The following is a 13,667-nucleotide window of genomic DNA, read 5'->3' as shown; positions in this document are numbered from 1 at the left end:
CACCTCTCTTTTTTCATTTTTCATTTTTCATTTCTCATTTGCCCTGTCGCTCAAAGCTGTAAAATCATCAGCTTTTCGGCGCAGAAGCTGCCGTCGCGAAAGCGAAAGGACCGCTCCCGCAGGCCGTAACTCTGAAAGCCAAAGCGCTCGTACAGGGCGGCGGCCCGCCGGTTTTCGGCCACCACCTCCAGCTCGATCTGCAGGTAGCCGGCGGCGCGGGCGGCTGCAATGATGACCGGCAGCAGGGCAGAGCCGATGCCCTGCCCCCAAAACGCCTCCTTGACCGAGATGCCGAACTCCGCCCGGTGACGGTACTTGTCCAGCCGGGCGACGGGGGCGAGACCGGCGTTGGCGGCCAGTTCGCCCCCCACAAAGGCGGCCGCCATCAAGGCGAGGGGGTCCTCTGCCTGCCGCCGCAGGAGGGCGGCCTCCTCCGCGGTGGTCTGGGTGATCTCGTCGGGGTAGCGGGCCATGAAGCTGGTCTCCGCCGACGTCTGGCGAAGGTGGGTCAACACGGCCTCGGCGTCCTCCGCCTGGGGGGAGCGCAACAGACACTCCCGGCCGTCTTTCAGGAAAATCGTCTGCGGGGTGATGAGCATGGTTTTCTACCTCCCTAAAAAAAGAAAATAGTGGGCCATAGGTGCGGCCAAACTGCCCCTATCGGGCGTCGCGAGAGCGCAACGTGCCGAAGGGACAGGGGGGCCGCTCTCAGTCGGTCCGCTGTTTTTGCCGGACAAAAAAGGCGCCCCTGCGGGCGACCGGCGGCGGGCAGGGGCGCTTTTGGCAAATCAGTGGTGGGGCGGCTGGCGAAGGGAAGCCGCCAACAGGTCTTTGGCGGCCGCCACACTGGAGCATGGCTCCGCCGCCCCCAACAAGTAGGCAAGGGCGTCGTTCCACTCGTCGAGGGGATAGCGGTCGTCCGGGATTTGCAGCAGGTAGGGAATGACCTGCTGCCTGGTGGTACCTCGCCGCAGTTCAGACAGGTAGGTGCCGCAAAACTCCGCAGCGGTGTCCAAAAGCCCCATCGACGCCATTTACCAACGCCTCCTTCAAGGTGTTTTTTCCAAAACAGGAACAATTGCCCTGTAAAAAAATGCGATTTTATCCACTCTAAAAAGTATATACCACTATTAAATCACAAGTTTTAGTAATTGTAAAGAGTATCTCTTTTGCAATTGGGTTAACAACTCGCCGCCATTTCGATACCCTGTTAAAGAAGGAGTGATAAGGTGGAGAAGGTAGATTACGCCGGCCTCGGCAGGCGCATCCGCTATTTCAGAAAGCGGCGGGGACTGACCCAGGAGGAGCTGGCCAACCTGGTGGAGTTGACCCAGAAACACATCAGCAACATCGAGTGCGCCCACTCCATCCCCACACTTCAGACCTTTGTCAAGATCAGCAACTGCCTGCAGGTGCCGCCGGACCTGCTGTTGGGCGATTCTCTGGCTTTTTCCTATCCCGGGCGGGCGGAGGAGGTGGCCTCCCTCATCCGGAGCTGTTCCCGCCGCCAGTTGGCGGAGGTGGAGCAGTACATCTTCTACATCCTCCAAAAATGACAGGGCAAAGAAAAAGCCTCTCTCCGACCCGCTGTGGGGGAGAGGGGCTTTTTGTGGCCTGCCGCCGGGGAGGAGGGAGAAAAAGGCGGGAGGTGCCCAGGGGGAAGATGGACCCGCCTCGCGCAGTGGCCGGGCAGTCGGACGACCGGGCGAGGGAACGATTGGCAGCGCCGCTACAAATCGACGCCGCACCGCCCGCCTCGCCTGGAAAGGGGAGAGGTCATGCGGGAGGTGATGGGCTTGTCTCACACTGCGCCTGGACAACTGAATGGCTGGGCGAGAGGGCCGCTGGCAGCACCGTTACAAGGCGACCGCCGCGTCGCCTGCCCCCACTTGGGGAAAGACGGGGAAGGGCAGGGGCTGTATGAGGAGATGGACTCGCCCCACACTGCGCCTGGACGACTGAATGGCCGGGCGAGAGAATCGCTGGCAGCGCCGTTACAAGGCGACCGCCGCGCCGCCTGCCCCCACTTGGGGAAAGACGGGGAGGGACAGGGGCTGTATGGGGGGATGGACCCGCCCCACACTGCGCTTGGACAGTTGAATGGCTGAACTGATGACCCGATGATAGCGCCACTGCAAGCCGGCTGTCTCATCGCCCACCCCTGCTGGAGAAAGGACGGGACAGGGGATTGCCCGGTAGAGAAGGGCCTGCTTCACACTGTGGCCGGGTAGCTGGATGACCGAACGTGGAGACCGTTGGCAGCGCCCGTTATAAGGCGACCGTCGCGCCACCTGTCCCCGCGGAGAAAAGGGCGGGGAAGGGCAGGGATTGTGGGGCGGCAGGAAGCCTACTTTGCGCAGTGGCAGAGCGTCTGAACAGCCGAGAGAGGGGGCGATTGGCGCCGTCACAAGGCAACAGCCCCTCCATCCCCCTGCCGAGAAAAGGGGGAGTGGAGGGGCTGTGTGGGGGGGCAAGGGCTCGCCTTACACAGTGGCCGAGCAGTCGGGCAATCAGGTCAGGGATTTATTGGCGGCGACGCCGCAGGACGGCCGCCGCGCCGCCCGCCAGCAGAAGGGCGGTGAGGAGGGGCAGGGGCGTGCTGTCCCCGGTATAGGGGCTCCCGCCGCCGGCAGAGGGGGTGGGAGGAGTGGGGGCAGGCGTCGGCTGCTGTTCGCGCGCCTGAAAGGTCACCGCCACCCGGGCCCCTTCCTTTCCCACCGTCACCCGCAGTTGCAGGCCGTCTTCCCCCGCCAGGGTCTGTCCGTCAAGCTGCCAGCTCTCCAACTGGTAGCCGGCAGCGGGCAGGGCGGTGAAAAGCACCACCGTCCCCTCGGGGAGGGAGGCACCGCTCTCCACCTGCTGGCCGTCAGCGGCGGCGGTGAGCCGCCCGTTGGTGGGCTGCTCAAAGAGAAGGGCGCCTTTGGCGGGAGGGGTCTCCTCCGCCTTTTGGGCCAGCACATAGTAGCTGAAGTGGTCGGTCTCAAAACAGGCAAACCCATCTTTGACCTCAACGGGGTAGGGGACCCGCGCGCCGGTGGGTTCGACTCGGTAGACCACCAGGCGGTCGGCGTCGTACCCGTCGGGGATGGGGATGCGCACCGACACCTTGCCCGACGGCTGGATTTTGCTGCCGTCGCAGAGGAGGGAGATGTCAAAGGCGGTGTACTGTTCGGCCACCTCGTCGAGGGCGCTCTGCACCAGCTGCCAGTCGTCCGCCCCCTCTTGCAGCCGTTCGGCCTGCAGGGTCACCGCCGAGGGGGAGACCCCTTCAGGGATGGCTGCGGGCGGGCAGTAAAGCTGCACTTCGGTGCCGGTGTCCTTTAAATCCAGGGGCTGCTTGGCAAAGGTGACCACCAGCTGGGTGTCGGCGCGCAGCTGGAAGAGGGAGAAGCGGTCCCCCTCGAAAGGCACCGGCTCGCCGCCGGCGGTGACCGATTGCAGCGCCCACCCGTCGGCGGGCTGGGCGGTGTAGGTGATGGACTGGTTCCAGCCCACCGTCTGCGCCCCGGCGGGGGAGAGGGTCCCCTCCCCCACGACCTGGGTGGTGAGGTGCAGGTCGGGGGCGTGCACGGCCCAGATGGCCTCCCCGCCCGGCCGGTAGTCGGCCGGGCCCTCTTCAGTAAAGGCAAACCAGCCCTGCTGCGGCGCGTCGCCCTGATAGCTGATGGCCGCGTCCCCGTCGGCCCAGCCGCCCTTGAGGGTGACTGTCGCCGCCCCGGAGGGGGCGGGCTCCCAGCTCTGACCGACGGTGAGGGGGGCGGACAGGGTCAAATCGGTGACGCCGGAGATGGCGTCGACAGAGACGGCGGCCCCCTCGATGGAGAGGGAGGCGCGCCCGGTGGCCACGGCGGTGCCCTTCTCCTCCACATAGCCCTGGGCGTAGATGGCGCCCCCGTCGGGGAAGGTGATGCCGTCGACGATGCGCACGTCGGCATTTTCGCACTGCACCGCCGCTATCCCGTCGCCGCTGTAACAGCCGCCGCTCACCAGTTGGCGGACGGTGCAGTGCTGCAGGGTGACCGAGGTGTTGCCCGCCGAGACGCTCTTGCTGGAGAGGCCCAGGGGCCCGCCGATGGCGGCGGTGATGGTGCTGTTTCGGATGTCCAGTTTGGCGGTGCCGGAGATGTCCACCGAGCCGCCCCCGTTGAAGAGAAAGCCGCCACCGAGGATGTTGCCGCCGTAGTCCCCGTTGTAGAGGGGGAAGTCGCTGTCGACAATGGTGACCGAGGTGTTTTGGGAGCGGGCCGAGGCGGTGGCCGTGTCGCAGTGGCCGCCGCCGTAGACGTCCCCGTGGAGGGTGGAGCCTCGAATGGTGATGGAGACCTGGCCGGCGTCGGCGTTGCAGTTTCTGTCCGACGCCATCCCGCCGCCCATGATCTCCCGCTCCGGCAGGTCGGTGTCGAGGATCTCGATCTTGACCGAGCCCACCGACACGTCCACCCCCTGCGCATTGGCATAGCCGCCGCCCCAGAGGTAGTCGTCGCTGTGAAAGACGGTGTCGGCATGGTCAAAGGTGACGGCGGCCTGGCCGGTGACCCGGGCCTCGCCCCCGGGCTGGTCTGCCGTTCCCCCGCCCAGCAGCCAGCCGATGCTGCCGCCGCGCACCGTGACCTCGGTGGAGGGGACGGTGCGGTCGAGCCCGCCGCCGTAGAGGTAGCGGACCTTGGCGCGGTTGACCGTCAGGGGAACGCCGTTGGCAAAGAAGCGGTATGCCCCCAGGGTGTGGTTTTGCCCGTCGCCGCTGTCCAGGGTGAGGGAGGTGATCCCCCGGTCGGCGGGGACCACCAGGTCCCCCTCTTCCCCCAAGTCCTCACTCAGCAGCAGGGTCAAATCCCCCGTGTTTTCGCCGAGGGAGGCGAAGGCCTCGCCCACAGTGGGGAAATCGCCCCCCGCCCCGATGTGTAGGACACTCGTCCCCTGGGCAAAGGGGACGGCGGCCAGCATGGCGACAGCCAGCAGCAGGGAGAGGGCCCAGCAACCCAATCGCTTGTTCACAGCAGTTACCTCGCGGCAGAGAAACCTGCCTCTTTCTGTGCGGTCACGCACATTTTTCCTTGTATATATTTGTGACTTTATTATATGCCTTGTGACAACTTTTTGTCAAACCTTTTCGACAGGGGACAGAGGGAGGCACGCCGGGCAGCGGCAGAGGACACGACGAGCGGAGATAGAGAGCGCGCTGGGTGGCGACAGAGACATGATGAGTGGCGGCAGAGGGCACATCGGTTGGCAGAAGGGGACACGTCGAGAGGAGGAAGAGAAAATGCCGAGCGGCAAGGGAACTCACTGGGCGGAGGAGGGGGGACCGAGAGATGGAGGGGACACGCCAGGCAGCGGTAGAGGACACGATGAGCGGAGATAGAGAGCGCGCCAGGCAGCGGTAGAGGACATGATGAGTGGCGGCAGAGGGCACATCGGTTGGCAGAAGGGGACACATCGAGAGGAGGAAGAGAAAATGCCGAGCGGCAAGGGAACTCACTGGGCAGAGGAGGGGGGGACCGAGAGATGGAGGGGACGCGCCAGGCGGCACAGAGGGCAGGCCGGGAGGCGAAAGAGGGCAGGCAGAGCAGCGGAGGAGGAGATGTCGGACGGTGGAATGGGACCCGCCGGCAGGAGAAGGGGAGAGGCGCCCACCGCCGCCTTTTGGGGCGGGTTTTCGGGGCAAAAAGGGACACCCCCTCCGACGAGGTCAGAGGGGGCGTCCACCTTGCTGAAAAACCTTACTTGGTGCCAAAAATCCGGTCGCCGGCGTCGCCGAGGCCGGGGACGATGTAGCTGTTTTCGTTGAGGCGCTCGTCCAGGGCGCCCACGTAGATCTCCACGTCGGGGTGGGCCTCCTGCAGGGCGGCAAGCCCTTCCGGCGCGGCGATGACGCACATAAACTTGACCGAGCGGGGGCCGTACTTCTTCACCAGGTTGATGGCGTCGATGGCCGAGCCGCCGGTGGCCAGCATCGGGTCGAGGACGATCACGTCCCGCTCGCTGATGTCGGTGGGCATCTTGCAGTAGTACTCCACCGGCTTGAGGGTCTCGGGGTCGCGGTAGAGGCCCACGTGGCCGATCTTGGCCGAGGGGACCATGTTGAGGATGCCGTCAACCATCCCCAGGCCGGCCCGGAGAATGGGGACAAAGGCGATTTTCCGCCCGGCGATGATGTGGGCCTTGGCGGTGGCAATGGGGGTCTCGATCTCCACGGCCTTCAGGGGCAGGTCGCGGGTGGCCTCGTAACACATGAGCATGGCGATCTCGCTGATGAGCTCGCGAAACTCCTTGGTGCTGGTGTTCTTGTCCCGCAGCAGGGAAATCTTGTGCTGGATCAGGGGGTGGTCCATGATGAACGGTTCTTTTGCCATTTGAAGATCCTCCTTGTATTTATCCCAGAGGCGGCTTGCGGGGGCTGCCCGGCCGCCGGATGTGCGTCGGTGCAAAGGGAGGGTGGGAAAGGGGGGCTGTCAGCAGCCTCCGCCTTCCCACCCTCTCAGGGCCTATTGTTTTTTCTTGTCCAGCTCGGTGAGCATGTCGACCCGGCGCTGGTGGCGGCCGCCCTCATAGGCGGTGTCGAGAAACACGTCCACCAGTTCGCAGGCCAGGCCAGAGGAAATGACCCGTCCCCCCATGCACAGCACGTTGGCGTCGTTGTGCATGCGGGTGTACTTGGCGCTGTAGTAGTCGGAGCAGCAGGCCGCCCGGATGCCGGGGGTCTTGTTGGCGGCAATGGAAATGCCGATGCCGGTACCGCAGAACAGCAGGCCCCTCTCGCACTCGCCGGAGGTGATGTGGGCGCAGGTCTCGCTGGCGATCACCGGGTAGTCCACGCTCTCCCCGTTGCAGCCGCAGTCGATGTACTCGATGCCGCGCTCGTCCAAATGCTTTTTGACTTCTTCTTTCAGGGCGTATCCGCCGTGATCGCAACCGATGGCTAACATATTCACATTCCTCCGTTTGATTTTTGCCGCTCCTGCCGCTCGCGCTGGGCCTGGGAGAGGCGTATGTAGTGTAGGGCCAGCGCCGCCCCGTCCCCCGCCCGCCGCCGGTTTTCCGGCGCGGCGGCACAGGCGGCCACGGCGCTTCCCCTGGTGGAGAGCAGGTGGGGGGGCGCCAGGCGCACCCGCACGTTTCCATTGTGAATAGTATAGCACATCCGGCCGCCGTCTCCAAGTAGGAAAATGGGCATTTTTTCATCACTGCAAAACCGCAGCGCCTCCTCGGCGGCCACCGCCTCGTCCTCGCTCACCCGCTTCAGCGCGCCGCTGCCGTCGGCAAAAAAGGTGGCGGTGTAGACCTGGTTTCGCCGGGCGTCCATGCAGGGGACCACATAGCCCCGCTCATGGGCCAGGTTGTAGGCGGTCGCCTCCAGGGTGGAGACCCCCACGCAGGGCAGCCCGGCCCCGGCGCAGAGGCCCTTGATGGCCGCCGCGCCGATGCGCAGCCCGGTGAAGCTGCCCGGCCCGTGGGTCACCGCCAGCAGATCGACCGACCCCAGGTCGATCTTGGCCGCCTGGAGCATCCCGTCGATCATGGGCAGCAGGGTCTCGCTGTGGGTCAGTTTGGTATTGACAAAGCTCTCGGCCAGGATGACCCCCTCCTCCACCACCGCGCAGGAGGTGGATTTGGCCGAACAGTCCAGCCCTAAGATCCGCATCAGCTCTCCCTCCTCTTGTCGATTTGCAGGTTTTCCACCGTGATCCGCCGGCAGTCCTCGCCCTCCGGCTCGATGGTCACGGTGATGGTCTCCGGGGGGAGAATGGCCTCCACGTTCTCGCTCCACTCCACCGCCAGGATGCTGTCCCCCCGCTCCAGGTAGTCAAAAAAGCCGGTGGTCTCCACGTCGTCGATGTCCAGCACCCGGTACATGTCAAAGTGGTAGAGGTTGACCGGCCCCCGGTACTCGTTGACGATGGCAAAGGTGGGGGAACTGATCTCCCCGCGCACCCCCAGCCCGGCGGCCAGCCCCCGGGTGAAGGCGGTCTTGCCAGCCCCCATCCCGCCCCGGTAGGCCACCACGTCCCCCGGGCGGAGGTGGGCGGCCAGCCGGGCGGCAAAGGCCTCGGTCTCGGCCACGCTGTGGGAAAGGTAGGATGTCATCTGTGCGCTTCCCTCCTTAAAACAGGCCGGTGATCCGGCCGTCCTCGTCGATGTCGATTTGGCAGGCCGCGGGCCGCGGCGGCAGCCCGGGCATGGTCATGATGTCCCCCGCCAGGGCCACCAGGAACCCCGCCCCCGAGGAGAGGCGCACCTCTTTGACCTGCAGGGTGAAGCCCCGGGGCCGACCCAGTTTTTTGGGGTCGTCCGAGAGGGAGTACTGGGTCTTGGCGATGCAGACGGGCAGGTCGTCCCGCCCCAGCTGCTCGATCTGGCGCATCTGCTGCCGGGCGGCGGAGGTGTACTCCACCCCGGCGGCGCCGTAGATTTCCCGGGCGATGGCGCCGATCTTCTCCTCAATGGGGAGGGCCGCGTCGTAGAGGGGGGCAAACCGCCCCGGCTCCTCGCAGGCCCGGCAGACCAGCTGTGCCAGCTCCACCCCGCCCGCGCCGCCCTGAGAGAAGACGTCCGACAGGGCGTAGGGCACCCCCATCTCGTCGAGACAGCGGGCCACCTCGGCCACCTCGCTGTCAAAGTCGCCGGCAAAGTGGTTGATGGCCGCCACCACCGGCACCCCGTACTTGCGCATGTTTTCCAGGTGGGCCTGCAAGTTGGGCAGCCCCGCCCGCACCGCGCCCGGGTCTTCCAGGGCCAGATCGCCCTTTTTCACCCCGCCGTTGTACTTGAGGGCCCGCACCGTGGCCACCACCACGATGGCGCTGGGGGCGAGGCCCGCGGCCCGACACTTGATGTCCAAAAACTTCTCGGCCCCCAGGTCGGAGCCAAAGCCCGCCTCGGTGATGCAGTAGTCCCCCAGTTTGAGGGCCAGGCGGGTGGCCCGCACCGAGTTGCAGCCGTGGGCGATGTTGGCAAAGGGCCCTCCGTGGAGGATGGCGGGGCTGCCCTCCAGCGTCTGCACCAGGTTGGGGTTGATGGCGTCTTTGAGCAGGCAGGTCACCGCGCCGCTGATTTCCAGGTCCCGCACGTACACCGGCTCTTTTTCGTAGGTGTAGCCCACCAGGATCCGGCCGATGCGCTCTTTCAGATCCTTCAGGTCGTCGGCCAGGCAGAGGATGGCCATGATCTCGCTGGCCACCGAGATGAGGAACCCGTCCTGCCGGGGCACCCCCGACAGAGGGCCGCCCAGCCCCACCACGATGTTTCGCAGGGCGCGGTCGTTCATGTCCATGGCCCGCTTGAAGGTGATGCGCCGGGGGTCGATCCCCAGGGGGTTGCCCTGCTGAATGTGGTTGTCCACCGCCGCGCAAATCAGGTTGTTGGCCGCGGTGATGGCGTGCATGTCGCCGGTGAAGTGGAGGTTGATGTCCTCCATCGGCACCACCTGGGCATAGCCGCCCCCGGCGGCCCCGCCCTTCACCCCGAACACCGGGCCCAGAGAGGGTTCCCGCAGGGCGATGACGCAGTTTTTGCCCAGCTTCTGCATGGCCTCGCCCAGCCCCACGGTGGTGGTGGTCTTTCCCTCCCCCGCGGGGGTGGGGTTGATGGCGGTCACCAGCACCAGCTTGCCGTCGGGCCGGTCGCGCAGCCGGTCGATCAGGGGTTGGCCCAACTTGGCCTTGTAGTGGCCGTAGGGCTCCAGCTCCTCCTCCTTGATGCCCAGTTCCCCGGCCAGCCGGACAATGGGCTTCATCTCGCATTCCAGGGCGATCTCGATGTCGCTTTTCACAGTGCGTTTCCCCCTTCTCACCCGCCCGGCTCCCACCGGCAGGGCGGCAAATCTTCATAAAGTATACCACAATTCCGCCTTGAATAAAACGGCGCAGTAGTATACAATATACCAAATAGCGGCCACGGCTTGGGCCGCCCTCTTTTTGTAGCTCCCGCCGGGGTGTGCCCGGCAATTTGACCGCCCTCTCCGCACCGTCTTTCAATATAAAGGAGCCCTGCTTTGAAAAAAGTGATTCGCTCGGTCCACCAGTACATCAAGGACACCGACAAAATACTCTGGCTGCTCTGCATCGCCTGCAGCGCCATGTCTGTGATCACCCTCTGCTCGCAGATGTTTTACGGCTTCATCACCAGCAAGGTGGTCATCACCCAGTCCCTGGCCACCGGCATCGGCATTGTCATGGCCATCATCATCTCCAAGATGGACTACCACATCGGCGCCACCTTTTGGAAGTGGCACGTCGTCCTCTGTGTGGGACTGGTGCTGGCCACCTTTATCTTCGGCATCCAAAACCCCGGCGCCGACGACAAGGCCTGGCTGCCCCTGCCCTTTGGCATGACCCTGCAGCCCACCGAGCTGCTCAAGCTCTCCTTCATCTTCACCTTCGGGATGCACCTGGAGTCGGTGGGGGAGAACATCAACCAGTACAAAAACGTCCTCCTGCTCTGCCTGCACGGGATCGCCCCGGTGGGGCTGGTGGTGCTGCAGGGGGACGACGGCACCGCCCTCTCCTTTGTGGTGATTTTTTTGGCCATGCTCTTTTCCGCAGGCATCTCCTGGCGTTATGTGGCGGCCGGCTTTGTGGCCGCGGGGGTGGGCATCCCCATCCTCTGGAACTTCGTCATGAGCGAGAACCAGAAACAGCGATTTCTCATCCTGGCCGACCTGTCGGCTGACGCCAAGAACATCGGCTACCAGCAGTCCCAGGGGCTCATCGCCATCGGCACCGGGCAGACCTTTGGCACCGGGCTCTTCTCAAACGTCGTCCCGCGGGAGGTGCCCTACGCCCGCAACGACTTCATCTTCTCCTACATCGGGCAGACCCTGGGCTTTGTCGGCTGCCTGCTGGTGATCGCGGTGCTGCTGGCGGTCACCGGCAAGGTGCTGGCCACCGCCGGCCGCAGCGCCGACCGGCTGGGCTACTTCCTCTGCGTGGGGATCTTCGCCATCCTCCTCTTTCAGATCCTCGCCAACATCGGCATGTGCCTGGGGATCATGCCGGTCATCGGCCTCACCCTGCCGTTTCTCTCGGCCGGCGGCACCTCGGTCATCATGCTCTACATGGCCATCGGGCTGGTGCTCAGCGTCTATATGAACAACAAGCAAGAGATCTTTTCCTAAGCCGACAGGGTTCGACGGCCTTTGTACAAGCTGTCAGAATTTTAAAGAAAAGTTTTGACAAATCGCCTAAAGCTGTGCTATGCTGGTATCAGCAATCAACCACGTTCGTACCGAAAAAGGGATGTGAGCGGGGGCCGCAGCGCCCCCTTCGCAGAGCGCCGACACGGGCCGTGTCGGCGCTCTTTTTGTGGGCATTTGGCGGCTTTGCCGCCGCGCTGCCAGGTGGGGATGTGGTGTAAGACCAAGCGGGTGGCGGGCCCCTTTGCGGCCCCCGCCCCAGACCGGCGAGCAGGGGAACTGCCCCGCCCGCCAGCAGAAAGGAACCACATGAACGAGATCCCCTTTGACCAACTGGGCCTCACCCCCGAACTCCTCCGCGCCGTGGAGGAGATGGGCTTCACCACCGCCACCGACATCCAGAGCGGCACCATCCCCCTCATCCGCGAGGGGAAGGATGTCATCGGCCGCTCCCAGACCGGCACCGGCAAGACCGCGGCCTTTACCATCCCCGCCATCGAGATGATCGAAAAGCTCGACAGCCGCCACCAGGTGCAGGTGCTGCTGCTCTGCCCCACCCGCGAGCTGGCCATGCAGGCCGCCGAGGAGGTGCAGAAGCTCTCCAAATACCGCAGTGGGGTCAAGACGGTGGCCGTCTACGGCGGCGCGCCCATCGACCGGCAGATCGCCCGCCTGGGCCAGGGCGCCAACTTCGTCATCGGCACCCCCGGCCGGGTGATGGACCACATCCGCCGCAAGACCCTCAAACTGGACACCCTCAAGCTGGTGATCCTCGACGAGGCGGACGAGATGCTCAACATGGGCTTTCGGGAGGACATCGAGACCATCCTCTCCTTTGCGCCGGAGGAGCGCCAGACCGTCCTCTTCTCGGCCACCATGCCCCCGGCCATCCTCGCCATCACCAAGCAGTACCAAAGAGAGCCCGAGATGGTGCAGATCAACCGCCAGCAGGTGACCATCGACGCCATCGAGCAGGCCTCGTTCGAGGTGCCCATGGGCCGCAAGATGGACGCCCTCAATCTGGTTTTGCGGGCCTACGCCCCCAAGTCGGCCATCGTCTTTTGCAACACCAAGAGCATGGTCGACGAGCTCACCGCCTACCTGAACGACCACGGCTTCTCCGCCGCCGGCCTGCACGGCGACATGAAGCAGAGCCAGCGCACCCAGGTGATGGACGGGTTCAAGCGCCGCAAGACCGCCCTTTTGGTGGCCACCGATGTGGCCGCCCGCGGCATCGACGTGGACGACCTGGACATGGTGCTCAACTACGACATCCCCCAGAACAGCGAGTACTACGTCCACCGCATCGGCCGCACCGGCCGCGCCGGGAAAGAGGGCAGGGCCTTCACCCTGGTCTCGGGCCGCAAACAGGTCTGGCAGCTGCGGGACATCGCCCGCCAGACCCGCTCCACCATCGAGCCCCGCCCCATCCCCACCCCGGAGGAGATCGCCGAGACCCGCCGCGCCCGCGCCTTTGAGAAGATGTTGCAGAAGCTGCGCGCCGCCGAGGTCTACCGCTACGCCGACATGGCCCAGGAGCTCTGCGACGAGGGCTTCTCGATGGACCAGGTGGCGGCCATGGCCCTGGAGATGCTCTTCGGCAAGGAAAAACACCTCATCCCCCAGATGGTCAAGAGCCCCGTGCGGGGGGAGCGGCTGCCCCGGGGTGCGGGGGTGCGCATCGGCCTGAGCATCGGCCGGGAGCAGCACATCGCCCCCAACTTCATCGTCGGCGCCATCGCCGAGCGCACCGACATCACCGGCCGCGAGATCGGCAAGATCGAGATCTACGACCGCAAGACGGTGGTGGAACTGCCCGCCGACAAGGCGGAGGAGGCCATCCGCGCCATCGACGGCACCAAGATCGCCGGGCGGATCGTCAAGGCCTTCCCCTACACCCCGAAGGAGGGCGAATTTGCAGCCCCCCGCCTCCGCGGACCCCGCCCCTACCGGGCCGACAAGGACCGCCCCCGCCGCCCCGGCCGCTTCCCCAAGCCGGGCAAGAAACCCTTCTAAACCAAATCGCAAAGAGGCCGGATGCACCAGTGGCATCCGGCCTCTTTTTTGGTTGCGGCCCTATATCGCTTTGACAAAGAAAATCTCCAGCGCCTCGCCGGGCAGCAAGAGGGCGCCGGCGTCGGTGTAGCCGCGGCGGCGGTAGAAGTGCTGCGCCCCCTCGCTGGAGAGGGTGGAGGTCAGCACCAGCGGGTGCCCTGCCCCTTTCATCTGTTCCTCCCAGCGGGCGAGCAGCGCCGTTCCGACCCCGCGGCCCCGGCGCCCCTCCAATACAAACAGCAGGTTCAAAAAGGGGGTGTTGTCCCAAAAGAGGTTCCACCGCAGCCAGCCGACGGTCTCGCCGCCCTCTCGGGCGACCATCACCCGCCCCAGGGAGAGCAGCGTCTCCAGTTCCCCCCGTTCGATGTGCCGGTCGCGGGAGGAGAGGAAGGGGAGTTCTCCCTGTCCGGCTACCCTGATTTCCATCTGCATTGTCCTCCTTCAAAGCCCCCGGGTCAAGCGAGGCGGCGGTTCTCTGCCC

Annotated in this window: 12 protein-coding genes; 3 read left to right on the top strand and 9 right to left on the bottom strand. The window is 65.2% G+C overall.

The annotated features are described in order from the left end of the window. Positions 1–50 precede the first annotated feature (50 nt). Entirely contained in the window at positions 51–599 is a 549-nt protein-coding gene (locus tag GT748_RS01790) for a GNAT family N-acetyltransferase (protein WP_021659369.1), read from the bottom strand. Positions 600–788: 189 nt separating this feature from the next. Then, positions 789–1,034, bottom strand: coding sequence for a hypothetical protein (locus GT748_RS01785; RefSeq protein WP_021659368.1), 246 nt, complete (start codon positions 1,032–1,034; stop codon positions 789–791). A 195-nt stretch (positions 1,035–1,229) separates the two neighbouring features. Between GT748_RS01785 and GT748_RS01780 the strand changes: the two genes are divergently transcribed. Further along, positions 1,230–1,556, top strand: a complete 327-nt coding sequence (locus tag GT748_RS01780; protein WP_021659367.1) for a helix-turn-helix domain-containing protein — start codon at positions 1,230–1,232, stop codon at positions 1,554–1,556. A 967-nt stretch (positions 1,557–2,523) separates the two neighbouring features. Here GT748_RS01780 and GT748_RS01775 read toward each other — a convergent pair. The 6 genes from GT748_RS01775 to GT748_RS01750 form a co-directional block, all read right to left on the bottom strand. Beyond that, on the bottom strand, positions 2,524–4,995 hold the full coding sequence (locus GT748_RS01775; RefSeq protein WP_021659365.1) for an InlB B-repeat-containing protein: 2,472 nt from the start codon (positions 4,993–4,995) through the stop codon (positions 2,524–2,526). A gap of 725 nt (positions 4,996–5,720) precedes the next feature. Further along, on the bottom strand, positions 5,721–6,353 hold the full coding sequence (gene upp, locus GT748_RS01770; protein ID WP_021659362.1) for a uracil phosphoribosyltransferase: 633 nt from the start codon (positions 6,351–6,353) through the stop codon (positions 5,721–5,723). A 132-nt stretch (positions 6,354–6,485) separates the two neighbouring features. Then, positions 6,486–6,926, bottom strand: a complete 441-nt coding sequence (gene rpiB, locus GT748_RS01765; protein WP_021659361.1) for a ribose 5-phosphate isomerase B — start codon at positions 6,924–6,926, stop codon at positions 6,486–6,488. 2 nt (positions 6,927–6,928) lie between these two features. Next, positions 6,929–7,642: a tRNA (adenosine(37)-N6)-threonylcarbamoyltransferase complex dimerization subunit type 1 TsaB gene (gene tsaB / locus GT748_RS01760; RefSeq protein WP_021659360.1), complete on the bottom strand. Its 714-nt coding sequence runs from the start codon at positions 7,640–7,642 to the stop codon at positions 6,929–6,931. Beyond that, on the bottom strand, positions 7,642–8,085 hold the full coding sequence (gene tsaE, locus GT748_RS01755) for a tRNA (adenosine(37)-N6)-threonylcarbamoyltransferase complex ATPase subunit type 1 TsaE (protein ID WP_021659359.1): 444 nt from the start codon (positions 8,083–8,085) through the stop codon (positions 7,642–7,644). The genes tsaB and tsaE overlap by 1 nt, the downstream gene beginning before the upstream one ends. A gap of 16 nt (positions 8,086–8,101) precedes the next feature. Continuing rightward, positions 8,102–9,769: a formate--tetrahydrofolate ligase gene (locus GT748_RS01750; RefSeq protein WP_021659358.1), complete on the bottom strand. Its 1,668-nt coding sequence runs from the start codon at positions 9,767–9,769 to the stop codon at positions 8,102–8,104. A 231-nt stretch (positions 9,770–10,000) separates the two neighbouring features. Here GT748_RS01750 and GT748_RS01745 point away from each other — a divergent pair, with 231 nt between their 5' ends. Together GT748_RS01745 and GT748_RS01740 are read left to right on the top strand one after the other, a co-directional pair. Then, positions 10,001–11,113, top strand: coding sequence for an FtsW/RodA/SpoVE family cell cycle protein (locus GT748_RS01745; protein ID WP_021659356.1), 1,113 nt, complete (start codon positions 10,001–10,003; stop codon positions 11,111–11,113). A gap of 327 nt (positions 11,114–11,440) precedes the next feature. Then, on the top strand, positions 11,441–13,147 hold the full coding sequence (locus GT748_RS01740; protein ID WP_021659354.1) for a DEAD/DEAH box helicase: 1,707 nt from the start codon (positions 11,441–11,443) through the stop codon (positions 13,145–13,147). A gap of 60 nt (positions 13,148–13,207) precedes the next feature. Here the strand turns inward: GT748_RS01740 and GT748_RS01735 are convergent, their stop codons facing one another. Next, on the bottom strand, positions 13,208–13,612 hold the full coding sequence (locus GT748_RS01735) for a GNAT family N-acetyltransferase (RefSeq protein ID WP_044992488.1): 405 nt from the start codon (positions 13,610–13,612) through the stop codon (positions 13,208–13,210). Positions 13,613–13,667: the final 55 nt, after the last annotated feature.

The organism is Bittarella massiliensis (ex Durand et al. 2017) (assembly GCF_009876955.1).
GTDB classification, from domain to species: Bacteria; Bacillota; Clostridia; order Oscillospirales; family Ruminococcaceae; genus Bittarella; species Bittarella massiliensis.
The sequence above is the reverse complement of the archived record's forward strand: the minus strand, read 5'-3'. Positions and strand labels throughout refer to the sequence as shown.